Consider the following 22,562-nt stretch of genomic DNA (forward strand, 5'->3'; position numbering starts at 1 on the left):
CACCTCAAAGCATTATGGACGCAACAACGCGGGTAGAACTGGGAGAAAATAGCTACAATATTGCGATCGCCAAAGGAAGCCTCCAACAAATCGGGACTTTTCTCCGTCCCCTCGACTTGGGTCAGAAGGTCTTAATCATCTCCAACCCGGAAATTTACGGCCACTACGGCGAAACGGTGGTGAATTCTCTCCAGGCCGCTGGCTTTAGCGTTGATACCCACCTAATCCCTGCCGGAGAACAGTCTAAAAATCTGGCCTCCATCGAAAAAATTTACGACACAGCCTTTAAAAATCGCCTTGAACGCTCCTCGACGCTGCTCGCCCTTGGGGGTGGTGTAATCGGTGACATGACTGGGTTTGCGGCGGCCACCTGGCTCCGGGGCATTAACTTTGTGCAGGTGCCCACAACTCTATTGGCAATGGTCGATGCGTCCGTCGGCGGTAAAACAGGGGTGAATCATCCCCAAGGCAAGAATTTAATCGGGGCATTCTACCAGCCGAAATTTGTCCTCATCGACCCGACGGTACTCAAGACTTTACCCGTGCGAGAATTCCGGGCGGGCATGGCCGAAGTGATTAAATACGGTGTGATTTGGGACGCCGATCTCTTTACGAAACTCGAAGCCGCTGAGCAGATTGATTGCTACGAAACCATTGACCCCGATTTGCTGGATCTGATTCTGGAGCGTTCTTGCCGGGCGAAGGCGGAAGTGGTCAGTCAAGATGAGCGGGAATCGGGTTTGCGAGCCATTTTGAACTACGGCCACACCCTCGGTCATGCCGTCGAAAGTTTGACCCACTATGAGACTTTTGTCCACGGGGAAGGGGTTGCCATTGGGATGGCCCTGGCAGGGGCGATCGCCACCCGGATGAATCTCTGGACAACGGCTGAAACCCAACGCCAAGATGCCTTGATTAAAAAAGCGGGTCTTCCCACCGAATGCCCCAATCATTTAGCGATTGAAGCCATTCTGGAAACCCTCCAGAGCGATAAAAAAGTGAAGTCGGGGAAAGTCCGGTTTGTCCTCCCGACCAAAATTGGGGAAGTTTTGATCACCGATCAAGTCAGCGCCGGCCTGATCACCGACGTTTTAGCACCTGCCCTCTGCTAGAAATTTAGGGGGATGTCTGCTCTGCCACCCATTCGATCACCTGTTTACCGATGGAGACCCCATCGAGGCGATCGGCTTCCCGGACACCTGTGGGACTGGTGACATTCACCTCCGTCACATAGCCACCGATAATATCGAGGCCGACAAAATATAACCCATCGGCTCTAAGTTGGGGAGCTAAGGTTGCGGCAATTTCCCGGTCGCGCTCCGTAATATCCACCTGGGCGATGCGACCGCCAACGGCCATATTCCCCCGGAAATCGTCCCCTGTCGGAATCCGGTTTACGGCCCCAATCGGGTCTCCATCTAGGACGATCAGACGCTTATCGCCTGCCTGGGCAGCGGGCAAAAATTCCTGCACCATCACCGGCTCTTTACCCTGTTTGGTGCTGATTTCCACGAGGGAATTGAAATTGCGATCGCCTTTTTCGATTAACAAAATCCCTTCCCCTGCTTTCCCACCCAGGGGCTTTAAAACGGCTTTTCCTTTAGCTTCGATAAATTGTCGTGCCACTGCCTTTTCTGTAGTGATAATGCTGGCGGGAATCACCGTGGGAAACCGGAGGGCATAGAGTTTTTCGTTGGCGGCGCGGATCCCCTGGGGATTATTCAACACCAGGGTTTTGGTGGGGATGAGCAAATCCAAAATGTAGGTGGCATAGAGATAGGCCGCAGTCACAGGCGGATCGGTGCGCATAAAGACCGCATTCATCTCCGTGAGGGGCAACAATTTCCGTTCTCCGAGGCGAAACCAATGTTCCTCAGCAACCCAGAGACCATTTTCCAAACGCACTGGCTCTAATTGCACTGCCTGCAGCGTTGCCCAGGCCTGGTGGTCAACCACACTCAACTGTTCCATGGTCGTAATCCAAACCTCATGGCCGAGGAGTTGGGCCGCTTCCATAAAAGCCACCGTCGTATCATGGCAGGGGTCAAGGTTGGCAATGGGATCGAGGATAAAAGCCAGTTTCACAGGGAGTTGCTTCCTAAACACAATGGAACCCACTGATCATAATCAATCGCTAATTGAAAAGGCAAAGGATTAGTTTTACCCAAGGGAGGCGATCGCCGTGGCAATATCTAAAGCTAAAAATCGATCCAGGGCTTGGTACATCCAGTGGATCGAACCTAAATCCCCTTGTTGAGTCGGCTGAAAACCCAGGGCCGTAGCCAGTTGGGCATAGCTCGGATGGATGATTAGAGTATGCAGATCACACAGATTGGGAAAATCCCCTTGCATTTTCTGTAATGTTTGCTGGGCATCCACCAGGAAGGTCAGTCGATAAGCCGTTAAATATGTCGGATCAATCACCCAACTGCGAATAAACACCGACACACAGGTTTCGTCACCCACAGTGGCCAGGGTAAATGGATCGACGGCGGCCATCGTACTGAGGTGCAATGCCTTTTTTGCAGGCCGAAAAAAATTCACATCGGAGCGGGGGGCGGTCGGATAGAGCAGATAAAAGCCCACCGGATTTTGATTATCCACACGCCTTAACACCCGCATTCCCCTGGGATATTGTTGTCCCCACTGGCGCAACAGTCTGGCAATCCGGTGGGGCACGGCATCGTTATTTTTGTTCATCCAGTTGTAATTTACCGCGAGCAAATTCGCTACGGGAATCGCATCACAACGGGGATTAAACTCCCCCAAGGTTAGGGAAACAACCTCGTCGGTTTCAGCACTCAAAACCTGTTGCGGTAACGGCAAAATTTCAATGCAGGTGGTGTTGCCGTCGAAATATTTGCGAATCAACCCCAAGGCCGCCAGCTTATCTAGCATCATACCTGCGGCGCGATCGCCGCCTTTTTCCTGATCGCCATAAAACAATTCTGCTGCCTCTCGGTGGGTACAAATAATCGCCCCAAATTGAGTTTGCAATTCTGTTAAGGGGGGCCGTAGCTGCGGCTGTTGCGTTAGTTTCGCCTTCACCAGGAGATAGATCCAAAGACGCAAAAAATATTCAGCCCGCACCCGCGTGAGGCCCACCACCTGCTTTAGCTGGGTCAGCAAGGCCTGTTTTTGGGTAGTAGGGAACCAGTGCTCAAGCTCCTGGAGGGTAATCATGGCTTTCTCTGGAAGTCTAATTACTTCATCCTACTTCACCTTACTTCTACGGGCTTGGGTTTGCTCATTGCGACTACAGAAAATCTTTCCCGACAATGAAAGTAAGCAACGACAAGTCTTCATTGAGGTTCCAGATCATGGCCACTCCTAAATTTGATGCCCCAGCCACCCACACCAATGCTTGGATTTTTCAAACCTGGTTAGCGTTTATTCTGTCCCTCAGTGCCATGGGGATCGGCATTTATCTGTTGCCCCTCAACGGTTGGATGAAAAGCTACCTGGGCATGGGGTTTGTGTTTTCGATTAGCTCTACCATTAGCCTAGCGAAGACGACTAGGGACTTAGAAGAATCAAAACGCATCTTCAATCGGGTTGACGAGGCCAAACTCGAAAAACTATTGGCAGAATATGATCCGTTTAATAAATAGGCATTGGTTCCCAAAAAATTGGGGAGAACATTATTGCTCTCCCCGGACTGAAGATATTGGGCGATCGCCTTTATTTTTTCCTTTATTCCACCGTGACAGATTTGGCGAGGTTGCGTGGTTGATCCACATCTAAGCCCCGTCGTGCAGCGATGTGATAGGAAAGGAGCTGGAGGGGAATCACCGCCAATAGGGGTGACAAAATTTCGTCCACCGCCGCTACAGGTAACACTTCATCAAAGGTTTGGGTCGCTTCCGTATCATCTAAGGCCGTCACACCGATCAAAAGGGCATCCCGCGCCTTCGCTTCCTGGGCATTGGAAATGACTTTTTCGTAAATGTCCCCTGGCATGGCGATCGCCACCACGGGCACCTTCGCATCCAGGAGGGCAATGGGGCCATGTTTCATCTCCCCGGCAGGATAACCCTCGGCGTGGATGTAGCTGATTTCCTTGAGTTTGAGGGCACCTTCTAGGGCAATGGGAAAGTTAATCCCCCGACCAATAAAGATGAAGTCCTGGGTATCAGTGAAATTGTGGGCCAATTCTTCGATGCTCTTTTCTTGATCCGCCAGGATCGACTCAATTTGGGTCGGAATCTGCTGTAATCCGGTGACAATGTGCTGGAGTTTTTCAGGGGCGAGGGTTTGACGTCGGGCCGCCAACTCCAGAGCCAGGAAATAAAAGCTCATCAGTTGCGCCGTAAAGGTTTTGGTGGCCGCAACGCCGATTTCAATGCCGGCATGGGTATAGAGCACTTGGTCAACGATGTGGGTGATCGTGCTTTCCGAACGATTGGTAATACCTAGAAGGCGGGCCTTGAGGTGGTCGTTGTGGTGGAGGCGACGCTCTTTTTCCATTTCTAGGGCGGCGATCGTATCGGCGGTTTCACCGGACTGGGTCACGCCAATGGTCAGGGTATTGGGCATGATCGGTGAAGGAGAATAGCGAAACTCCGAGGCATAGTGCACAAAGGTGGGAATGCCGGCGAGTTGTTCGAGTAAATATTTCCCCACGAGGCTGGCGTGCCAACTGGTACCGCAGGCCACAATTTGGATATGGTCGATGTCGTCGAGAAATGTGGGGTCATTAATACCGAGGTTGATCGGCTGGGCTGCTTCTGGATTGAGATAGACTTCGAGGTTGGTGCGCACCACCGCCGGCTGCTCATAGATTTCCTTGAGCATGTAGTGCCGGAAGCCTTGTTTTTCCACTTGACCGGGGTTCCAGTCGAGGGTGCGGGGGGCTTTTTTGAGGCGATCGCCCGCGAAATTATAGATTTCCATCCCCAGGGGCGTCATCCGGGCCATTTCGCCATTTTCAAGGGTTAGAACTGCCCGGGTGTGGGGAATTAATGCCGTAATATCCGAGGCACAGAAAAATTCTCCCTGGCCAAACCCCAGGGTCAAAGGCGCCTGCTGCCGGGCAACGATCAACTCATCGGGATAGTCCACACAAATAACGGCGATCGCAAAGGCTCCTTCTAACCGTTGCACAGCCTTTTGTACCGCAGCGAGGAGGGGTTCCGGTTCAGATTTCGTCGTTTGGAGCAGATCCGCAATCAGATGGGGGATGACTTCCGTATCTGTTTCCGACAGGAAAGTATAACCCTTACCCTGGAGTTCTTCCCGCAACTCCCGGTAATTTTCCACGATGCCATTTTGAACCACGGCCACCCGTTGCGCCATGTCCAAATGGGGATGGGCATTGTGTTCCTCTGGTTTCCCATGGGTCGCCCAGCGGGTGTGACCAATGCCAATGGTGGCGGGGGTACTGTTTCCTTCTAATTTTTCCCGGAGACGATATAGTTTGCCCTTGGCCCGTACCGAGTGGAGTTTTTCTTGCCAGATCGTCGCAATGCCCGCCGAATCATAACCCCGGTACTCTAGCCGTTCTAAGCCTGAGACCAGAATATCTGTTGCCGCTTGCGTGCCTAAATATCCCACAATGCCACACATAAAATCAGGTCTCCCTACACGAAAAATGAGCCGTTACTATCCTATAGTCTTTAACCTTGAATTTTTGTTTTTGTTCCCTAGAAGCGGTCAGATTCTGGGACTGAGGTCGTTCCAGGTTGATTGAGGAAAAGATTCCCTGCCGCATCATTTTGATAGATACAGTTAATACTCGGTGACCCTTGTAGGCTACCGGTATAGCCAAAGGTATTCATGCGCCGTTTGCAGTCATTGACCTGTTCTGAGGTGACCAGGTTTTGGCGTTCGAGAATCGCCCAGTTATTTTGCCGAATCACACAGCCTGGTTCCATCTGCGGCTGAGTGACAAAGACGTTGAAGGGGTTGAGGGTCACAAAGATTTTCATGTCCGTCACAATGGCACTCGCACCAAATTGTTGGCAAAGTTCAGCATCCGGAGCTTGACGGTCAATTTCCAGGCGAGAATCAATGCTTGTCGGGTTAAGATTGGTACTGGAGCTAAAGCCGATGCCCACCGTCACCCCTAGGACAAAAATTCCCCCAAACAGTGCCAGGGTTGCATAGTTGAAGTTAAAGAGGGACTTTTTGGGTTCCCGTTCGGGATACCTCGGACGGTCGTAGGGAGGGCGATCGTAACGTGAACGAGTTTGACGTTTCATCAGCGGATATCTATGGGGAACAGCGGCTCCATCAAGTCGATACGATACTTTGTTAAGTGATCATTCTATCCACTATAGCGATTTACTACTCCACCCGGAGCTTATCTCGAGGTTTTCCATGGCGGATCGGCACACATTAGTTTTATTGGATATTCTCATTTCGGCGCGGCTCGCGATTAATTATTTAGCGGATCTGAGTTGGACGGAATTCCTCGGCAATATTGTGGTTCAGGATGCGGTGATTCGGCGGATCGAAATTATGGGTCTGGCGGCGCGAAATATTCCCAAGGTGATGCACCCAGAACTCCCCCAAGTGCCTTGGTTTGAACTAGAGGCGATCGCCAAAACCATGAGTGAAGATTACGAGGCGGTCAATATTGCCTTTGTCTGGGATCTGGTGCGTAATGATCTCCCGGTTTGGGCAGAGGCATTGGAAGTGATCTTGCCGGAAAATCTCCACGTCTAGGGATGCTGTTTAAGCCTGTTTCCTATAGCGCCTGGGGCCGACAGTTGTGGTTTGTGCGCCACGGAAATCGCTTAGATTTTGTGCAACCGGCTTGGTTTACCACGGCCCTCTATCCCTACGATCCGCCCCTTTGTCCCGCTGGCCACCATCAAGCTCAGGATTTGGGCGATCGCCTCGCCCCAGAAACGATTCACCACATTTTCACCTCCCCTTTCCTGCGCACGATCCAAACGGGTCACTATTGCGCCCAACGTTTAAACCTCCCTCTGAAGCTAGAGCCGGGCCTGGGGGAATGGCAAAATTCCCATTGGATGACTCGCCCGCCGCTGACCCACCCCAAGGCTTTTTTACGCCAAAACTTTATCCATATCGACTGGCGCTACCAGGAAAAGTATTTACCCGACTACCCCGAAAATGCCGCCCAGGTGCAGCGACGGACGATCCAGACCCTCAAGCGATTACTAAAATCCTATTCCGGCAACTTGCTTTTCATCGGCCACAAAATTCCCCTGGGCATTTGTCTGAATTATCTACTGGGAACAAACCAGACCATTAGCCCCGATGTATGTGCCCTCAATCAATTGGTTAACCTTGGCGATCGCTGGCTCTGGCAACGACAAAATGAGACCGATTTTCTGACCGACCCAGGCATCAAGGTGGCCCCCTAAACCATCAATCCGCCCAGTCGCCATCGAGGAAATTCCCGGAAATATTGTAAGATTGCTCCCATTACCGGGCAAAAATCACCATGAAAAACGAAGCGAACGGCCAATCTTCCCCTTGCTTTCCTGTCAGCCTCAGCGAACAGACCATGAGCTATGACATTGTGCAAGAAGCCGTGTTATCCCTCTGGCAAGTGGTCAATGGCCTGAGTAGTATTCAGCCGCCCCGCCGCGATCGCTATCGCGTGACAATTTTTGGTTCGGCCCGCATTACCCGTGACTCGCCCCTCTACCAAGACGTGCGCCGCTTAGCCAGTGAGTTGACGACCCTCGGCTGTGACATTGTGACGGGGGGTGGCCCTGGTTTGATGGAAGCAGCGAACGAAGGCAGTGTTTTAGCAGATCCCCATGACCGGACAAAATCCATTGGTATTCGCGTGGATTTGGGGTTTGAACAGGAGGTTAACCCCTTTGTCGAAGAGGTGTTTCAGCACCAGACTTTTTTCTCACGCCTGCACCATTTCGTTTTGGTTTCCGATGCGTTTGTGGTGATGCCGGGGGGAATTGGGACAACCCTCGAAGCGTTGATGATTTGGCAATTGCTCCAGGTGCGTTCAATTCATAATATGCCGTTTATTTTGGTGGGCGACATGTGGACAGAATTAGTCCAGTGGGCCGAACAAACCATGGTGCCCCAGATGGCCGATGCAGTAGATTTTGAAATTCCTGTGTGTGTTGGGTCGGTGGATGAGGCGATCGCCCGTTTGAAACTCTCCCATCAGGCCTGGGCGCAATGCTCCCCCTAGCTTTTTTCTGCCCGGTAGGTGTAGAACTGCTGAAAAATCCCCACCGTCTCAAAGGAGTACCGTGGAAAGGGCTCCGGCAAAACGATATCCGTTTGGTAGATGCTAAAGAAAAAATAATTATTGACGCTGGTTTGCCGACTGACGATTTCGCCCAGTTGGGCCTGGCTCGCGTCCACCAGGGTTTTGCAGTAGTTGCGCAGCAAATCGCTTTGGAGATTGCCTAAACCGAGGGGCAGATCCTCGCCCGAATTTTGGCAGACATTATCCTTAAGATAGATGGCAATCTGTTCGCCCGCATAATTGCGATATTGGCTCAGGGGAGGATTGGTTAAGTAGGCGATCGCCCCAAGGACAACAACGCCGAAGCCGCTGACCACACCGCTAATTTGAGAAAATTTCATAAAAAACCTGGACAAAATAAAATCAATTCGATAAGATTATTAATCGTGATTATGGCGAGCGTAGCCAAGTGGTTAAGGCAGCGGATTGTGGTTCCGCCATTCGGGGGTTCGAGTCCCCTCGTTCGCCCTCTCAAATCTAAACAATTTTATAACCGAAGTCAGGGTTCCCTCACAGCCTGTCCCAGGGGATATTTTTTCAGTCAGTACCGGATTTTTATCCTCTCGTAGACCAAGCACAGGGTCATTCAGATAGTGACTTAAGCTTGCAAAAAGTAAACCTTCGTTGAGAGCCTTGGCGTAAAAAACCTTAGCAACAGCTTGCACCCACATTAAATCCAGGGAAAACGACCAGAAAATTGATTCCCTAGAGCCGATATTGTCTTACTGCGGACGATTCCCCACCGGACTGTACCGGACGTTGCTGGAGTTGTTGGTTGAACCAAAGGGCGATCGCCAAACTCGAAAAGAACAGCAGAATCGGCAACCAACGGGGCGCTTGGGTTGAACGCTGGGTTTGGCGTTGGGGCGCTTGGCCACGAACCCGTCTAATTTTTTCGGGCCATTCGGCAAATTCCCGCTCGGTGGTCATGGTGAAATTCTCTAAAACTTGAATGCAGCAATAATTTGTACTTGTGTTTTTTATTATACAAAGTGGCAATCCGGCATTGGGGCTTGGGTCGTTGCTGGGATAGGGGAACTCTTCTATGCTTTAGGGGCAACCATTTTGACCGAAACAATGCAGGACATTCGCCTACTGGTGTTGGATATTGACGGCACGATTTCCGGGAAAATAAACCAAGTGAGTCCCCAGGTTTTAGAGGCGATCCAAGCGGCCCAACGGAAAGGGATCAAAGTGGCGATCGCCACCGGGCGTATGTTTTGTTCGGCCAAGCGATTTTACGAAGCCATTGCCTCCGATGTTCCTTTGATTGCCTACAACGGCGCTTGGATTCAAGACCCGCTACAAACTCTTCCCCATCAGCAGCTTTCGGTGCCAGCAGACATTGCCCTTGATATCCTCGATTTTCTTAGTACCCAGGCTTGGCGATCGCAGCTCCATTTGCACGTCTATCACAACGACGAGTTATATGTCGATGACTTTAATGAGCGGACTGCGGCCTACCAAGAGAGAACGGGTTGCAAGGCAAATTTGCTCACCGATTTGCGGGATATTGTGGCCCAGGCTCCCACAAAAATTCTTGCGGTTTGCCACACAGAAACGGTACCGAAAACCCTCTTGCCCCTCGTGCAAAAACGCTACACCCAGCAGCAAATTTACTGTACCCAGTCCACGGCTGTGTATGTAGAATTTACCTCACCGACGGCGACGAAAGGCCAAGCGGTGAAATTTCTCACTGAAGAAATTCTGGGGTGGCAGGCTGCTAACGTGATGGCCATTGGCGACAATTTTAACGACCGGGAAATGCTCGAATATGCGGGGCTTGGCGTAGCCATGGGGGATGCTCCTGCTGCCCTCAAAGCCGTTGCGGACGCCGTGACAACCTCCGTCGAAGAGGATGGAGTCGCCAAGGCGATCGCCAAATTTTTGCTTTAAGTTAATCAATCACACGAATCGTTTTTAGACTCGGATCATTGGCCCCGGTAATCACTCCCCCCAGTTGTAACGTCTGGCGCAAGCTGGCGAGGGTGGCTGCCGTAATTTTTTCACCGGGCATGATCGCTGGAATCCCAGGGGGATAAGGACAGATCAACTCCGCGCAAATTTGATTGAGACTGGCTTCAAGGGAAACGGCTCTACTGGTGGCAAAAAAAGCTTGGCGCGGCGAGAGTTGTGGCAGTCCATAGCAGGTTTCAGGCTGATCGGTTGAAATGTTTGGCTTGTTTAAAGGTTGTTGTGCTTGATTGTTTTCGCTGAGGGTTTGAAACGCATCGATTAACCGCTGAATATCCTGGTTTGTATTGCCAAAGGTGAGGATAAAAGTGAGCGATCGCCCCAGGGGGAGTTCTGCAATCACCCCCAGAGTTTCCGTCAAGATTTCATCTGCGGCATAACCCGTCAACCCCAAGCCAAAAACATCAACGGTGAGGCGGGTGGGATCAAAATATTCAATACCTGCCTGAGGCTGGGGATCAAAAATTTTTAAGCCTGGAATCGAGGTCAAGGCTTGCCGTGCTTGTTGCGCCAAAGTGAGTGTTTCTGACCAAAGGGTTTCGCCCTGTGTTGCCATTTGAGCGCGGGCCGCATCCAGGGAAGCCAGGAGTAAATAACTGGGACTGGTGGATTCGACGAGTTGTAAAGCGCGGTTGATTTTCTGGGGATCAACCCTGGCTCCTTGTCGATGGAGCATCGAGGCTTGGGTCATCGCCCCTAGGGTTTTGTGGGTTGATTGGATTACCAGATCAGCACCGAGTTCGAGGGCAGTGGGTGGGAAATTAGGATGAAATTTAAAGTGGCTCCCGTGGGCTTCGTCAACAATGAGGGGAATATTGTGGCGCTGGGTGATGGCGGCGATCGCCTTTAAATTTGGACAAACCCCTTGATAGGTGGGAGAAAGAACAAAAACCGCTTTAATATCAGGATGAATTTGCAAGGCTTGCTCGACAGATTCTGGCGTTAAACCATAACTCAAATCCCATTGGGGATTGTAGGGCGGATTCACAAAAACTGGCATCGCCCCAGACAAAATCAAGCCGGAAATGGCCGATTGATGGACATTGCGGGGTAAGAGAATTTCTTCCCCTTCCCCCACCGTCGCTAAAATGGCGGCGATAATCCCACAGGTGGAACCATTGACCAAAAACCAGGTTTGATCAGCCCCAAAGATTTCAGCAGCTAGGGTTTGAGCCTCTAAAATCACCCCTTCTGGCGCAAATAAATTATCGAGACCGGGGAGTTCCGGTAAATCTGCCCGAAAAATTTCCTTCCCCCAGGCCTGTGCCAACCCAGAAAAAATCCCCTGACCACCTTTGTGACCGGGGGCATAGAAGGCTGCATGGTTATCGTGGGCGAGGGTGAGCAGGCGCGAAAACAGGGGCATCATTAATTTAAGTCAGGGAAGCTAAGGTTGTGGTCACCAGGGCAGTGACATCATGCACCGCAGGTAAACTATCCACCACCATTGCCGTACAAAGCAACATCATGTAAAGAATCGAATATTTAAACATTGACTTTGCTAGGGGCTGATCAAAGGGATTTTGCTTCAATTCCCAGGCTTTTTGGATAAAAATGGCTCCCAGCACTAAGGCGGCGATCGCATAAAACAGCCCAGATGCGTGGAACGGGAACACCAGCAACAAACTAAAGGGCACAACGATTAATGTATAAATCCAAATTTGATCGACGGTTATTTTTTCGCCCTTGACCACGGGCAGCATCGGCACCTCAACTTCTGCATAATCTTCTTTGATCATCAAGGCCAAGGCCCAGAAATGGGGCGGCGTCCAGAGGAAAATCAGCGCAAACAAAATCCAGGCGGACCAATCCAACTGACCCGTAACCGCCGCCCAACCGACTAGGGGCGGAATCGAACCTGCGGCCCCACCGATCACAATATTTTGTACGTGGTGTCGTTTCAGCCAGTGGGTATAAACCAGCATATAAAACACAATGCCCGATAACGCTAAACAGGCGCTGAGCAGGTTCACAAATACCGTTAACAGGGAAAAAGACAAACTCCCCAAAATCAGCGCAAAAATTAAGGCATGGCGTGGTTGAACGCGACCGGAAGGAATGGGCCGCTTACGGGTGCGCTGCATCGAAAAGTCGATGTCCTGGTCATAGATGCAGTTGAGGGTTTGGGCAGAGGCGGCGGCGAGGGTCCCCCCCAGCAACGTAATCAGTAACTTTACCGGGTCAATGTGACCATGGGAGGCAATCCACATCGAAGCAGCGGTGGTAATCAGCAGTAGAGGAATAATGCGGGGTTTGGTGAGTTGGTAATAGCTTTTGATAACCGCCCAAAAGTTTTCATGGTGCGGAGAAAGGCTGGTGCCGAGCATAAAAATACCTGAATTTAATTAAAGACGCAGAGGAATGGAGAGATAGGGTTTGACTTAACTGGTGTGGGGCTGGCGATCGCGGAACGCAAAAACAGAAAACATCGCCAAAGTCCCAAGGAGGCTCGCCCCAACGGCCTGGTGGGTCACGGTGAGGGGTTCCACTTGCAGATGTAATTTAAAGGTGGCCACCCCAATCAAAATTTGTAAGCACACCAGTAACATGGCGACATTGGCCAGGCTGCGGAGAGTAGGGTGGAGCGCTGGCGTCCGCCAAGCCATGATCACAGTGACGAGCGTTGCGAGAGTAGCAGGGACAACACCGACGATGTGACTGTCCATCACCACACACATATCTCCTTGGAAAAAGCACTGGTGCAAGGCCCACTGGGAGGCGACTAAACCTCCGGACAGGCTTTGGAGATAAATAAAAATGGCTGCCGTCAAACCAAACCAAGGTAATTTTCCGGCGGTGCCGTTGCCGCGATAGTCACTCAAACAACTCCCAATGGTTAGCAGGGTAACAAAAAAGAAGAGGGCCGTACCTAGGTGGGCTGTGACGATATCAAAGCGTAGCAGTTCGGTGACGGTTAATCCTCCTAGGATCCCTTGAAACACAATCAAAAACAGGGCAAAGCTCGCAGCCCATGGCAGCCAACGGGGTAGTGCCGTCCGGAACCAGAGGGTGAGTCCCACCAAGGCGATCGCCGAGAGACCGATCAACATCGCGTCTAAACGGTGGAACCACTCCAAGAAAACCTGTAAATTCATCTGTTGGGTCGGCACCAGTTGCCCGTAGCACAGGGGCCAATCTGGACAAGCCAGTCCCGCATTCATCACCCGTGTTGCACTGCCAATCGCCATTAACAACAAGGTGGCGATCGCCATTTTCCAAACCAAACGGCGAACCCATGTTTTCACCTGATCACTCGCTGGTGAAAAAGAATTTGGAGATGAAATGGAATGAGCCATAAAGCCTCCTCACAAAACGCTTAACAATCTACGGAGTCAGAACTGCCACAGATGTAAATAGCTACACAAATTAGATTTTAGGCTAAGAAAAATAGCTAAATCTCATTAATTAACACTGTAGTGAACCCATTTAGACGCTGCTGTTCAGCGACCTATCCTGTACAAATTCTTTACATTTAAGCAACGAATAACCGAGGAAATCTAAATATAATCTTAAGTTTTTGGCTAGATAGATTACATAATTGAGTTTTAAATAACCTTGATACAAAATCATCAAGATTTGTCATCAGTCAACCATGAAGATTATGACAAACCAAAGGCATTTCCAAACAGTTTGTTTTAACGTGGTAACCAGCAGTTATTCCAAAAAAGCTCCAAAATTTCCCGTGAATATTCCCAATAGCATCACGACCTTGATCGCTGGAATTGCCATTACCCTCATCAGTCTCTGGTACGGTCAAAACCATGGTTTACTACCCGTTGCCGCCTCCGCCGACGCCAATGATGTCGATGAATTGTTTAATCTGATGATGACCATTGCCACTGGTCTTTTTATCTTGATTGAAGGGGTTTTGGTGATTTGTCTGATTCGATTTCGCCGCAAGCAGGGGGATTTGACTGACGGCCCGGCGATCGAAGGCAATGTTCCCCTAGAGATTGTCTGGACAGCGATCCCCACCGTCATCGTCTTTATTTTGGCGATCTATAGCTTTGAAATCTACAACAAAATGGGCGGCCTCGACCCGATGGTCTCTGGGGGCGGTATGGCCATGGCTCACCATCATCAACACAACCCCAATACCATGGACAACATGGTGGCAATGGAACCAGATTCTAAAATTGCCATTGGCATTGGTAAATCCATGTCGGCCAACGATGAAGACCCTTTAGTGGTTGACGTGAATGGCCTACAATATGCCTGGATTTTCACTTACCCCGATACGGGGATTGTCTCCGGGGATCTCCATGTGCCTGTGGATCGTCCAATTCAACTCAACATGAAAGCAGCAGACGTGATCCATGCTTTCTGGCTCCCAGAATTTCGCATTAAACAAGATGTGATGCCCGGTCAGGTTTCACAATTGAGCTTTGTGGCCAACCGAGAAGGCACCTACCCAGTTATTTGCGCAGAATTGTGCGGCTCTTACCATGGCGGCATGAAAACCACGATGACCGTTGAAACGGCAGAGGGTTATGACCAATGGGTGCAGTCGCGCACAGTGGCGCTGCAAGATGGCGAGGGTCAACCGCTACCCGTCGATTCTACGGCCTTAACCGATGCAGCATTTCTCCAGGCCTACGCCGAGGAGATGGGGATTATTGAAAATACCCTAGAGCAGATTCCCCATAATCCTTTGGGAATGATGTCGATGGCCCAGTAAGGTCAGGCTTTTTCCAACAATTAAACCAACTAAACCTGTAACTAATTTTTTAGTAAACGCACGATAACTAATCAACGATCAACCATGAGTGACGCGACAATACACCATGCGGGCGATCGCAAATGGACGGACTACTTCACCTTTTGTACTGACCACAAAGTCATCGGGATTCAATATCTCGTTACGGCTTTCTTGTTTTACTTCATTGGTGGTGCATTAGCAGAGATTGTCCGCACAGAACTTGCGACCCCAGACCCAGACTTTGTTTCTCCCGAAGTCTATAACCAAATGTTTACGATGCACGGCACGATCATGATCTTCTTATGGATTGTGCCCGCCGGAGCCGCCTTTGCCAATTACTTGATCCCGCTGATGATCGGTGCGGATGATATGGCTTTCCCCCGGTTAAATGCCGTGGCCTTTTGGATGCAGCCCGTCGGCGGTATTCTCCTGATTCTGAGCTTCTTTGTGGGCGCCCCCCAGGCGGGTTGGACGTCCTATCCGCCCTTGAGTTTGATCTCTGGGAAGTGGGGCGAAGAACTCTGGATTTTATGTCTGCTGATTTTGGGGACGGCTTCAATTTTGGGGGCGATTAATTTTGTCACCACGATTTTTAAGATGCGCGCCCCGGACATGGACATCCACAGTATGCCGCTGTTCTGTTGGGCGATGCTGGCGACTTCGGCGTTAATTTTGCTTTCGACTCCGGTTTTGGCGGCGGCTTTGATTTTGCTGTCCTTTGACCTGATGGCGGGCACAGCCTTTTTTAACCCGACGGGGGGCGGTGATCCGATTGTCTATCAGCACTTATTTTGGTTCTATTCCCACCCTGCGGTGTACATTATGGTGCTGCCGTTCTTTGGGGTGATCTCGGAAATTTTACCGGTCCACTCCCGTAAGCCGATCTTCGGCTATCGGGCGATCGCCTATTCCGGTCTGGCGATCAGTTTTCTGGGTTTAATCGTCTGGGCGCACCACATGTTTACCAGTGGCACCCCTGGCTGGCTGCGGATGTTCTTTATGGCAACAACGATGCTCGTAGCCGTACCGACGGGGATCAAGATCTTTAGCTGGTGTGCAACCCTCTGGGGTGGCAAATTACAACTCAACTCCGCGTTACTCTTCGCCATTGGCTTTCTTTCGTCCTTCCTGATTGGCGGTTTAACAGGGGTGATGTTGGCAGCAGCTCCCTTTGATATCCATGTCCATGACACCTATTTCGTCGTGGGTCACTTCCACTATGTCCTCTTCGGTGGCTCTGTCTTTGCCCTCTTTGGGGCGGTGTACCATTGGTTCCCGAAAATGACGGGCAAAATGTACAACGAAACCTGGGGTAAAATTCACTTTGCGATGACCTTTATCGGCTTTAACATGACCTTTTTGCCGATGCACTATCTGGGTCTCCAGGGGATGAACCGCCGCATTGCCCTTTATGATCCCCAGTTCCAGCCCCTAAACCAAGTTTGTACCCTAGGGTCTTACATTTTGGCGTTATCAACGTTGCCGTTTTTGGTCTCAATCGTCTTGGGGTTAGTCAATGGGAAAGCAGCCGGACGGAATCCGTGGCGTGCTCTCACCCTGGAATGGCAAACCACCTCTCCGCCGAGTATCGAAAACTTTGATGAACCGCCCGTACTGTGGGCTGGCCCCTATGAGTATGGCATTGACGGGGAACCCAGAGATGAGGATTCCATTGAAGAGATGCTCGCTGAAGTGGCAGAAATGAGTTAGAGGAGTCGCAAAAATGCAAAGTTCAACCACCAATACGGCGATCGCCAGCGATTATCAAGCGCCCCCGACGGAACACCATGGTCATCCTGACTACCGGATGTTTGGCCTCGTGATGTTTCTAGTTGCAGAAAGTATGATTTTCCTGGGGCTGTTCGCCGCTTTTTTGATTTATAAGGTGACGATGCCTGGTTTCACAAAGGAATTAGAATTGCTCGTGCCCACGGTGAATACGATCATCCTGGTCAGCAGTAGCTTTGTGATGCACAAGGGCCAAAGCGCGATCAAAAACGACGATGTTAAAGGTTTGCAGCTATGGTTCGGGATTACGGCGCTGATGGGGGCGATCTTCCTCGGCGGCCAGGTCTATGAATATGCCCACATGGAATTTGGCCTCACGGAGCACCTATTTGGCAGTTGTTTCTATGTGCTGACTGGGTTCCACGGTCTCCACGTGACGGCGGGGCTATTATTTACCTTGGCGGTGCTGTGGCGATCGCGCGAAGCCGGTCATTACAGTGGCCAAGCCCATTTTGGTGTCGAAGCAGCGGAACTCTACTGGCACTTTGTGGATGTGGTCTGGATTATCCTGTTCGGCCTTGTCTATCTGCTGTAATAGCTTCATTTCTTAAATCAATCCTTAAAAAGAGGAGGCCAATAATGTCTCCTCTTTTTTGTTGCTGCATTTATTTTTCACGCTGCAATTTCAACATAGGCAGAAGAAACAGAAGGCTGTGGAATTTCTAAGCCTTCTAATTGCAATCCTTCAAGGTGAAAGGCGATCGCCTCTTGCATATTTTGCGTCACTTCAACTTCTGTTGCCCCTGTTGCGACACAACCAGATAAATCTGGAGAATAGGCTGAATAACCCGTATCGGTTTTTTCGATGACGATTAGATAGCGCATCATTTCTACTTTGTTACTTTAAACCAGCTTGTTTGAGAATACTATTTTGGGTTCCAGGAGCTAGTTCGTCACTGAATTTTCCTGCAACTGTTACTAATCCTAGTTTAGTTGGATGCCTGTACTGACGGTGACTTCCGCGAGTTCTAGTGAGAATCCAACCATCTTGTTCTATGAGTTTGATAATTTCTTTAACTTTCATTATCCATGACTCATACTTGCACTAACAGGGCGACAGCATGGACACAAATTCCCTTTTCCTCACCCATGGCATCTAGTTTTTCATTGGTTGTGGCCTTAACACCCACCTGATCCGGATCAACTCCCAGGGCTTCAGCAAGACATTGAGTCATGGCTTGGATGTGCGGTTTCAGTTTCGGGCGTTCAGCGACAATCACCGAGTCAATATTGCCAATTTGCCAGCCCCGTTCTTGGATAAGTCGATGTACCTGCTTGAGCAATTCAATGCTGTCAGCCCCTTTCCACTGGGGATCCGTAGGCGGAAAATAATGGCCAATATCCCCCAAACTGAGGGCACCCAACATCGCATCCATAATCGCATGGGTCAAAACATCTGCGTCGCTATGGCCATCTAAGCCGAGGTGGTGTTCTAGCTGAATGCCTCCCAAAATGAGGGGACGACCAGGCACGAGACGGTGGACATCGTAACCGTTACCAATGCGGATTTTCATAGGAGTCAGGGGCGGGCATAAAGTCACTGGTTAGGGTAGCATATCTCTTTTTATTTTCTGGGTGTGACGACGATGAATTTCTGGGGCTAAGCTAATTTCTGGGGGAAAGCTGCCTTAGAATCACCTTAAGTAAGTTCACACATTCTGAGCACAATTTTTTGGGTTCAAGAATCCTATCGCGGGAAAAGAGTATGGCAATGAGGCAAGGCTGGCACAGTTTAATCCTGGGGAGTTTACTGCTGGGCACAGGCGGATCGGCACTGCTCTCACCTGTCTTAATACCTCCAACTTTTGCCCAAGAAGCCACCTCTACTACCCAAGAGCGTTCATTCTTTGCGGAGTTGTGGTTATTGAACCAGGGTTTTGTTGGTCTCCGGCCTGACCTAGAAGAGTTCCCTGACAATTTGGCGGCGCTCAACACTGGGACAGCGGCCTTTGATGCAGAAATTTTTCGGAATGATCGGGCTGGCCTGCAACAACTCCAAGAACAGATCCGGTTGCTGGAAGGGCAACTGGCAACGATTCAAAACCCAGCCCAACGGGAAGCTTTAACAACGGCGATCGCCAACCTTGATCAGCAGCTCAATAATCTCGCCAACCTGATTGAACCCTTTGCAGATGGCTTTAATCCGGAAACGATCCGGCGGCTCCAGGAATTTTTAGACTTTTTTGAACGGCGCAACCTCAGTGAAGCGGACTATGGTTTCTACGGTAGCGTCACCCAAACGGAGCTTGAAGAATATCTTGCACAACAGTTAAGTGACCTCAGCGAAACCCTTAAAACCCTGAATGAAACCGCAACCCAAGGGGCGATCGCCCCGGATCTGGCCACCTCGATTGATTATCTCTACACGAGCCTAAGTCTGGAAAATACCGTTGTGGATGATGGCACGACTTTTTCGGCAATGATCCAAACCCTCCAGCGGGATAATCAGCGCCTGCGACAACGCCTGCGTACCACCAATTTTCTCCTGGGGCTGCTCCTTCTGTTAGGCACCGCGACCCTTGCCCTGTTTTATCTACGGAAACCGACCCCAGCAGCTTCGCCTGTCAATCGCTATTTCCCGGATGCGGAACCGGATTCCTTTGATCTCGATCGGCTAGAAGCAAAGCTTATCAAGCGACTCCAAAACACCTACGATCTTTCGCCCAAGGAAAATTTTGCGGCGATCGCCCCGTCGCCAGTAACAACCCAACCCCCCACTATTTCCCTCAACGAAACACCGCATTCACAGCCCCTGGCCACGAATATCCCAGGCGACCTAGAGGCATTCAATCCAGCTTCACAAACGCTCGATTACCTAGAGCCGAATCCTGTGGAAACAGAAATTGATGCAGACACAGACGCTGATTTTCCGGTGCAATTTCTCAATGTCTACGATGCCCTAGTGGAAACCTATAACGCCGATGCCATGGGCCTAGCCCCAGAGGCGATCGCCTTGGCTGTCCAACCGCCTGTGACCCAAGACCCCGAAACTGACGGAGAAACTGAAAATTTCCTGAGCGGGTTATTATTCCAAACCGATGACCAAGGGGACTATTGGGCTATCGAAGTGCAAAATCAGTATTACCTTGTGCCCCGCGCCCAGCTTAAAATCACCCCCGATAATTATGCTTTTTTCCAGCAAACTTTTATCTGCTACGGTAACCAAAAGCCAGATTTACAGACAATTAAATTACTCAAACCTGCTCGCATTGCCACCACAGATCAAGACAATCTTTGGGAATTGGTTCAACCGGGCATTGTTGTTTTAGAAAACGTTGAATCTCTAGCCTAAATTTTGGACGAAATCATTTGGACAAATAATATTTACTCAACCTAGTAACGGCCCTTAATAAGTCCTTTGCGCCCCCGAAACTCTGTGGTAGAAAGCTAAAATTTACCTTAAAATAGCAGCAATTCTGGACAATTTCCGTCCCCTGGTTTTGAGGAGTATAAACATGAGCCTTGCTTGCATCGGCCGACAGCATTTAAGTCACCTGGCGATCGCCACGACTTTACTAACAGGACTCACTGGCGCGATTTACCAATCCACAGCCCAGGCCCAGGCTGCCTATGGTAGCTATGTGGGTGCTGGGGCGAGCGTTGGCGTTTCCTCCGACTGGAACGGTGAAGGTCAACAACTCAGTGCTGTTTTGGCGGCCCGTTATAAGTTTCTGAAATTACCTATTTCCCTCCGGACCCAAGCCTTTATCGGTTCTGGTAGTACCGCCATTGTGCCGACCATTTCCTATGATGTGCCCCTAACCTGGCAACTCGATGCCTATGTGGGCGCCGGCTATTCCTTCGCAACCGGGAGCAACCCTTCCCCCGTCGGCGATCGAAACACCTTGGTGATTCAACCGGGACTTGATTATGCACTACCCAACGGCAACACGGTGCTCTTTACCAATGCGGTGTTTGCCTTTGATGCCTATGAAGGTAAAAATGAAAAGGCCGTTGCGCTCCAAGGAGGGTTAGGTCTCCGCTTCTAAACGGCAACCCGTGGCTTTAAAAAAGTACAATTGAACCGTATGTTAGGCGATCGCCAACCGAGACGATATGAATAGTTGTGTATTAATGGCGCGCATCCTAGGGGAACCAGAACTGCGCTATACCCCCGACAATACCCCCCTGGCTCAGATCACCATCGAATTTCCGGCGCTCCGGGAGGGAGACCCCGCCTGTCGGCTCAAGGCCGTGGGGTGGGGCGATAACCTCAGCCAAGACATCCAGCAAAATTACCACGACGGTGATCAAGTGATCTTGACGGGACGACTGACGATGAACACCATAGAACGACCCGAAGGCTTTAAGGAAAAGAAGGCAGAGTTAGTGATTTCGCAAATCCAAGCTATTGGTGCTGGTCTAGGCCCCACCTCTCCTGGAACGACCATGGCCCCTTCTGCTTCGACTTCACCCGTCACCCCCAGTAATGTGGTGCCCATTAACCCCATGGCTCCCGCTCCTAGTCCTGCCCCGGCTCCCAGTGAACCGGAACCGAACCTCGATGACATCCCGTTTTAGACCGTGAACCTAGGCGATACCATTGTGGCGATCGCCAGTGCCGTCGTCCCAAACCAAGGCAGCATTGGCATTGTCCGTCTATCTGGCGCAGCGGCTCTCCCCATTGCCCGTCAACTCTTTCAAGCCCCTGGTCAGCAGACCTGGGAGAGTCACCGCATTCTGTACGGCTATGTTCGTCATCCCCAAACCCAAGCCATCGTCGATGAAGCGCTGCTCCTGCTGATGCTAGCCCCCCGTTCCTTCACCGCTGAAGATGTGGTGGAGTTCCACTGCCATGGGGGCATTATTCCCGTGCAGCAGGTGCTACAGCTTTGTTTAGGGGCTGGGGCGCGGTTGGCGACGCCAGGAGAATTTACCCTGCGCGCCTTTTTAAATGGTCGCATTGATCTCACCCAGGCCGAAAGTGTCGCGGAATTGGTGGGGGCAAAATCCCCCCAATCGGCCCAGATGGCTCTGGCAGGCATTCAAGGTAAACTGGCTCAACCGATCCAACAACTCCGGGGTCAATGTTTAGATATTTTGGCGGAAGTGGAAGCCCGCATTGATTTTGAAGACGATTTACCTCCCTTAGATGAGCCGCAAATTCAGCGGGATCTGACCCAGGTGCTCGAAAAAGTGGCACAAATTCTCCAGACCTCTGACCGAGGCGAACTATTGCGCACGGGGTTAAAGGTAGCGATTGTGGGCCGTCCCAATGTGGGGAAATCGAGCCTGTTAAATGCCTGGAGTCGCAGCGATCGCGCCATCGTCACAGATTTGCCAGGGACAACGCGGGATGTGGTAGAGTCCCAGCTTGTGGTGCAGGGTATCCCGGTACAGGTATTGGATACGGCGGGCATCCGGGATACAGAGGATGCCGTGGAAAAAATTGGTGTGGCCCGTTCCCTTGCCGCTTCCCAGCAGGCGGATTTGATTTTGTTTACCATCGATGCGGCGGTGGGGTGGACAGCAGCGGATCAAGAAATTTTTCAGCGAATTGTGGCGGCAAAAGCCAATCAACCTTTAATTTTGATCCTTAATAAAATTGACATCGGCCAACCGGAAGCTATTGAAATTCCGCCCCAAGTGCAAGGGGTCGTCAAAACAGCGGCAGCCCAGCACCAGGGTGTGGATGAATTGGAAACGGCGATCGCCAATTTGGTGCAAGCAGGAAAAGTGGGAGCCGCCGCTCTCGATTTTGCGATTAATCAACGGCAATCCGCGGCTTTGACCCAGGCCCAACAAGCTCTCCTTCAAGTGCAAAGCACCATTGCCGAAGGGTTGCCCCTGGACTTTTGGACAATCGATCTGCGTAGTGCGATCCAAGCCCTGGGTGAAATCACCGGCGAAGGGGTGACCGAATCAGTTTTGGATCGGATCTTTAGCCGTTTTTGTATCGGGAAATAG

Annotated in this window: 25 protein-coding genes and 1 tRNA gene; 14 read left to right on the top strand and 12 right to left on the bottom strand. The window is 50.8% G+C overall.

The features are described from left to right. The first annotated feature begins 14 nt into the window (after positions 1-14). Positions 15-1,112 (top strand): 3-dehydroquinate synthase, encoded by a 1,098-nt coding sequence (aroB, locus tag AACR41_RS13445; RefSeq protein WP_030006249.1) that lies wholly within the window; start codon positions 15-17, stop codon positions 1,110-1,112. A gap of 4 nt (positions 1,113-1,116) precedes the next feature. Here aroB and gshB read toward each other — a convergent pair whose 3' ends face one another. Continuing rightward, a complete protein-coding gene (gene gshB, locus AACR41_RS13450; protein WP_030006250.1) occupies positions 1,117-2,085 on the bottom strand; it encodes a glutathione synthase in 969 nt (322 codons plus the stop codon). A 75-nt stretch (positions 2,086-2,160) separates the two neighbouring features. Then, on the bottom strand, positions 2,161-3,180 hold the full coding sequence (locus tag AACR41_RS13455) for a hypothetical protein (RefSeq protein ID WP_045441552.1): 1,020 nt from the start codon (positions 3,178-3,180) through the stop codon (positions 2,161-2,163). Between the two features lie 140 nt (positions 3,181-3,320). Between AACR41_RS13455 and AACR41_RS13460 the strand changes: the two genes are divergently transcribed. Beyond that, positions 3,321-3,611, top strand: a complete 291-nt coding sequence (locus AACR41_RS13460; protein WP_012306772.1) for a YiaA/YiaB family inner membrane protein — start codon at positions 3,321-3,323, stop codon at positions 3,609-3,611. An 82-nt stretch (positions 3,612-3,693) separates the two neighbouring features. Here the strand turns inward: AACR41_RS13460 and glmS are convergent, their stop codons facing one another. Both glmS and AACR41_RS13470 read right to left on the bottom strand, forming a co-directional pair. After that, positions 3,694-5,565, bottom strand: coding sequence for a glutamine--fructose-6-phosphate transaminase (isomerizing) (glmS, locus tag AACR41_RS13465; RefSeq protein ID WP_030006252.1), 1,872 nt, complete (start codon positions 5,563-5,565; stop codon positions 3,694-3,696). A 77-nt stretch (positions 5,566-5,642) separates the two neighbouring features. Next, on the bottom strand, positions 5,643-6,200 hold the full coding sequence (locus AACR41_RS13470) for a DUF3172 domain-containing protein (protein ID WP_012306774.1): 558 nt from the start codon (positions 6,198-6,200) through the stop codon (positions 5,643-5,645). A 118-nt stretch (positions 6,201-6,318) separates the two neighbouring features. Between AACR41_RS13470 and AACR41_RS13475 the strand changes: the two genes are divergently transcribed. From AACR41_RS13475 to AACR41_RS13485, 3 genes are all read left to right on the top strand, one after another. Next, positions 6,319-6,666 carry a HepT-like ribonuclease domain-containing protein gene (locus AACR41_RS13475; RefSeq protein WP_012306775.1) on the top strand — a complete coding sequence of 116 codons (348 nt, stop codon included), beginning with the start codon at positions 6,319-6,321 and terminating at the stop codon, positions 6,664-6,666. A 2-nt stretch (positions 6,667-6,668) separates the two neighbouring features. Beyond that, positions 6,669-7,334, top strand: a complete 666-nt coding sequence (locus AACR41_RS13480) for a histidine phosphatase family protein (protein WP_030006253.1) — start codon at positions 6,669-6,671, stop codon at positions 7,332-7,334. Positions 7,335-7,414: 80 nt separating this feature from the next. Beyond that, a complete protein-coding gene (locus AACR41_RS13485) occupies positions 7,415-8,134 on the top strand; it encodes an LOG family protein (protein ID WP_030006254.1) in 720 nt (239 codons plus the stop codon). Here AACR41_RS13485 and AACR41_RS13490 read toward each other — a convergent pair. Then, the gene (locus AACR41_RS13490; RefSeq protein WP_030006255.1) at positions 8,131-8,535 is read right to left on the bottom strand and encodes a DUF4359 domain-containing protein; all 405 of its coding nucleotides are present in this window, start codon (positions 8,533-8,535) and stop codon (positions 8,131-8,133) included. The genes AACR41_RS13485 and AACR41_RS13490 overlap by 4 nt on opposite strands. A 54-nt stretch (positions 8,536-8,589) precedes the next feature. Between AACR41_RS13490 and AACR41_RS13495 the strand changes: the two genes are divergently transcribed. Beyond that, positions 8,590-8,662: transfer RNA gene (locus tag AACR41_RS13495), tRNA-His, on the top strand. Positions 8,663-8,899: 237 nt separating this feature from the next. Here AACR41_RS13495 and AACR41_RS13500 read toward each other — a convergent pair. Next, entirely contained in the window at positions 8,900-9,124 is a 225-nt protein-coding gene (locus AACR41_RS13500; RefSeq protein ID WP_030006256.1) for a hypothetical protein, read from the bottom strand. A 147-nt stretch (positions 9,125-9,271) separates the two neighbouring features. Between AACR41_RS13500 and AACR41_RS13505 the strand changes: the two genes are divergently transcribed. Next, entirely contained in the window at positions 9,272-10,090 is an 819-nt protein-coding gene (locus AACR41_RS13505; RefSeq protein WP_030006257.1) for a Cof-type HAD-IIB family hydrolase, read from the top strand. Between the two features lies 1 nt (position 10,091). Here the strand turns inward: AACR41_RS13505 and AACR41_RS13510 are convergent, their stop codons facing one another. Genes AACR41_RS13510 through AACR41_RS13520 form a run of 3 tightly spaced genes read right to left on the bottom strand, consistent with a single transcriptional unit; the run spans position 10,092 to position 13,464 of the window. After that, on the bottom strand, positions 10,092-11,537 hold the full coding sequence (locus AACR41_RS13510) for an aminotransferase class I/II-fold pyridoxal phosphate-dependent enzyme (RefSeq protein WP_030006258.1): 1,446 nt from the start codon (positions 11,535-11,537) through the stop codon (positions 10,092-10,094). A 4-nt stretch (positions 11,538-11,541) separates the two neighbouring features. Then, positions 11,542-12,495, bottom strand: coding sequence for a heme o synthase (locus AACR41_RS13515; protein WP_030006259.1), 954 nt, complete (start codon positions 12,493-12,495; stop codon positions 11,542-11,544). Between the two features lie 54 nt (positions 12,496-12,549). After that, positions 12,550-13,464 (bottom strand): COX15/CtaA family protein, encoded by a 915-nt coding sequence (locus AACR41_RS13520; protein ID WP_030006260.1) that lies wholly within the window; start codon positions 13,462-13,464, stop codon positions 12,550-12,552. A 386-nt stretch (positions 13,465-13,850) separates the two neighbouring features. Here AACR41_RS13520 and AACR41_RS13525 point away from each other — a divergent pair, with 386 nt between their 5' ends. The 3 genes from AACR41_RS13525 to AACR41_RS13535 all read left to right on the top strand — a co-directional run bounded on the left by AACR41_RS13525 (position 13,851) and on the right by AACR41_RS13535 (position 17,190). Next, on the top strand, positions 13,851-14,846 hold the full coding sequence (locus AACR41_RS13525) for a cytochrome c oxidase subunit II (RefSeq protein ID WP_030006261.1): 996 nt from the start codon (positions 13,851-13,853) through the stop codon (positions 14,844-14,846). 84 nt (positions 14,847-14,930) lie between these two features. Next, a complete protein-coding gene (gene ctaD, locus AACR41_RS13530; protein WP_012306785.1) occupies positions 14,931-16,577 on the top strand; it encodes a cytochrome c oxidase subunit I in 1,647 nt (548 codons plus the stop codon). Positions 16,578-16,590: 13 nt separating this feature from the next. Beyond that, the gene (locus AACR41_RS13535; RefSeq protein ID WP_030006262.1) at positions 16,591-17,190 is read left to right on the top strand and encodes a cytochrome c oxidase subunit 3; all 600 of its coding nucleotides are present in this window, start codon (positions 16,591-16,593) and stop codon (positions 17,188-17,190) included. Between the two features lie 77 nt (positions 17,191-17,267). Here AACR41_RS13535 and AACR41_RS13540 read toward each other — a convergent pair whose 3' ends face one another. Genes AACR41_RS13540 through ispF form a run of 3 tightly spaced genes read right to left on the bottom strand, consistent with a single transcriptional unit; the run spans position 17,268 to position 18,169 of the window. Then, positions 17,268-17,483, bottom strand: coding sequence for a type II toxin-antitoxin system HicB family antitoxin (locus AACR41_RS13540; protein ID WP_223209862.1), 216 nt, complete (start codon positions 17,481-17,483; stop codon positions 17,268-17,270). 10 nt (positions 17,484-17,493) lie between these two features. Then, positions 17,494-17,679, bottom strand: coding sequence for a type II toxin-antitoxin system HicA family toxin (locus AACR41_RS13545; protein WP_072007974.1), 186 nt, complete (start codon positions 17,677-17,679; stop codon positions 17,494-17,496). Positions 17,680-17,689: 10 nt separating this feature from the next. After that, complete coding sequence (gene ispF, locus AACR41_RS13550; RefSeq protein ID WP_030006263.1) at positions 17,690-18,169, bottom strand: 2-C-methyl-D-erythritol 2,4-cyclodiphosphate synthase; 480 nt, start codon at positions 18,167-18,169, stop codon at positions 17,690-17,692. 191 nt (positions 18,170-18,360) lie between these two features. Here ispF and AACR41_RS13555 point away from each other — a divergent pair, with 191 nt between their 5' ends. The 4 genes from AACR41_RS13555 to mnmE all read left to right on the top strand — a co-directional run bounded on the left by AACR41_RS13555 (position 18,361) and on the right by mnmE (position 22,562). Continuing rightward, entirely contained in the window at positions 18,361-19,947 is a 1,587-nt protein-coding gene (locus tag AACR41_RS13555; protein ID WP_030006264.1) for a hypothetical protein, read from the top strand. A 163-nt stretch (positions 19,948-20,110) separates the two neighbouring features. After that, the gene (locus AACR41_RS13560; RefSeq protein ID WP_030006265.1) at positions 20,111-20,644 is read left to right on the top strand and encodes a hypothetical protein; all 534 of its coding nucleotides are present in this window, start codon (positions 20,111-20,113) and stop codon (positions 20,642-20,644) included. A gap of 67 nt (positions 20,645-20,711) precedes the next feature. After that, the gene (locus tag AACR41_RS13565) at positions 20,712-21,176 is read left to right on the top strand and encodes a single-stranded DNA-binding protein (RefSeq protein ID WP_030006266.1); all 465 of its coding nucleotides are present in this window, start codon (positions 20,712-20,714) and stop codon (positions 21,174-21,176) included. A 3-nt stretch (positions 21,177-21,179) separates the two neighbouring features. After that, on the top strand, positions 21,180-22,562 hold the full coding sequence (gene mnmE / locus AACR41_RS13570) for a tRNA uridine-5-carboxymethylaminomethyl(34) synthesis GTPase MnmE (RefSeq protein ID WP_030006267.1): 1,383 nt from the start codon (positions 21,180-21,182) through the stop codon (positions 22,560-22,562).

The organism is Picosynechococcus sp. NKBG042902 (assembly GCF_963864045.1).
GTDB lineage: Bacteria > Cyanobacteriota > Cyanobacteriia > Cyanobacteriales > MRBY01 > MRBY01.

What these genes read in the sequence shown, in the direction of transcription:
- aroB (WP_030006249.1), top strand. Translation starts at nt 15, where the DNA reads ATGGACGCAACAACGCGGGTAGAACTGGGAGAAAATAGCTACAATATT.
- AACR41_RS13460 (WP_012306772.1), top strand. Translation starts at nt 3,321, where the DNA reads ATGGCCACTCCTAAATTTGATGCCCCAGCCACCCACACCAATGCTTGG.
- glmS (WP_030006252.1), bottom strand. Translation starts at nt 5,565, where the DNA reads ATGTGTGGCATTGTGGGATATTTAGGCACGCAAGCGGCAACAGATATT.
- AACR41_RS13470 (WP_012306774.1), bottom strand. Translation starts at nt 6,200, where the DNA reads ATGAAACGTCAAACTCGTTCACGTTACGATCGCCCTCCCTACGACCGT.
- AACR41_RS13475 (WP_012306775.1), top strand. Translation starts at nt 6,319, where the DNA reads ATGGCGGATCGGCACACATTAGTTTTATTGGATATTCTCATTTCGGCG.
- AACR41_RS13480 (WP_030006253.1), top strand. Translation starts at nt 6,669, where the DNA reads ATGCTGTTTAAGCCTGTTTCCTATAGCGCCTGGGGCCGACAGTTGTGG.
- AACR41_RS13485 (WP_030006254.1), top strand. Translation starts at nt 7,415, where the DNA reads ATGAAAAACGAAGCGAACGGCCAATCTTCCCCTTGCTTTCCTGTCAGC.
- AACR41_RS13490 (WP_030006255.1), bottom strand. Translation starts at nt 8,535, where the DNA reads ATGAAATTTTCTCAAATTAGCGGTGTGGTCAGCGGCTTCGGCGTTGTT.
- AACR41_RS13500 (WP_030006256.1), bottom strand. Translation starts at nt 9,124, where the DNA reads ATGACCACCGAGCGGGAATTTGCCGAATGGCCCGAAAAAATTAGACGG.
- AACR41_RS13505 (WP_030006257.1), top strand. Translation starts at nt 9,272, where the DNA reads ATGCAGGACATTCGCCTACTGGTGTTGGATATTGACGGCACGATTTCC.
- AACR41_RS13510 (WP_030006258.1), bottom strand. Translation starts at nt 11,537, where the DNA reads ATGATGCCCCTGTTTTCGCGCCTGCTCACCCTCGCCCACGATAACCAT.
- AACR41_RS13515 (WP_030006259.1), bottom strand. Translation starts at nt 12,495, where the DNA reads ATGCTCGGCACCAGCCTTTCTCCGCACCATGAAAACTTTTGGGCGGTT.
- AACR41_RS13520 (WP_030006260.1), bottom strand. Translation starts at nt 13,464, where the DNA reads ATGGCTCATTCCATTTCATCTCCAAATTCTTTTTCACCAGCGAGTGAT.
- ctaD (WP_012306785.1), top strand. Translation starts at nt 14,931, where the DNA reads ATGAGTGACGCGACAATACACCATGCGGGCGATCGCAAATGGACGGAC.
- AACR41_RS13535 (WP_030006262.1), top strand. Translation starts at nt 16,591, where the DNA reads ATGCAAAGTTCAACCACCAATACGGCGATCGCCAGCGATTATCAAGCG.
- AACR41_RS13540 (WP_223209862.1), bottom strand. Translation starts at nt 17,483, where the DNA reads ATGATGCGCTATCTAATCGTCATCGAAAAAACCGATACGGGTTATTCA.
- AACR41_RS13545 (WP_072007974.1), bottom strand. Translation starts at nt 17,679, where the DNA reads ATGAAAGTTAAAGAAATTATCAAACTCATAGAACAAGATGGTTGGATT.
- ispF (WP_030006263.1), bottom strand. Translation starts at nt 18,169, where the DNA reads ATGAAAATCCGCATTGGTAACGGTTACGATGTCCACCGTCTCGTGCCT.
- AACR41_RS13555 (WP_030006264.1), top strand. Translation starts at nt 18,361, where the DNA reads ATGGCAATGAGGCAAGGCTGGCACAGTTTAATCCTGGGGAGTTTACTG.
- AACR41_RS13560 (WP_030006265.1), top strand. Translation starts at nt 20,111, where the DNA reads ATGAGCCTTGCTTGCATCGGCCGACAGCATTTAAGTCACCTGGCGATC.
- AACR41_RS13565 (WP_030006266.1), top strand. Translation starts at nt 20,712, where the DNA reads ATGAATAGTTGTGTATTAATGGCGCGCATCCTAGGGGAACCAGAACTG.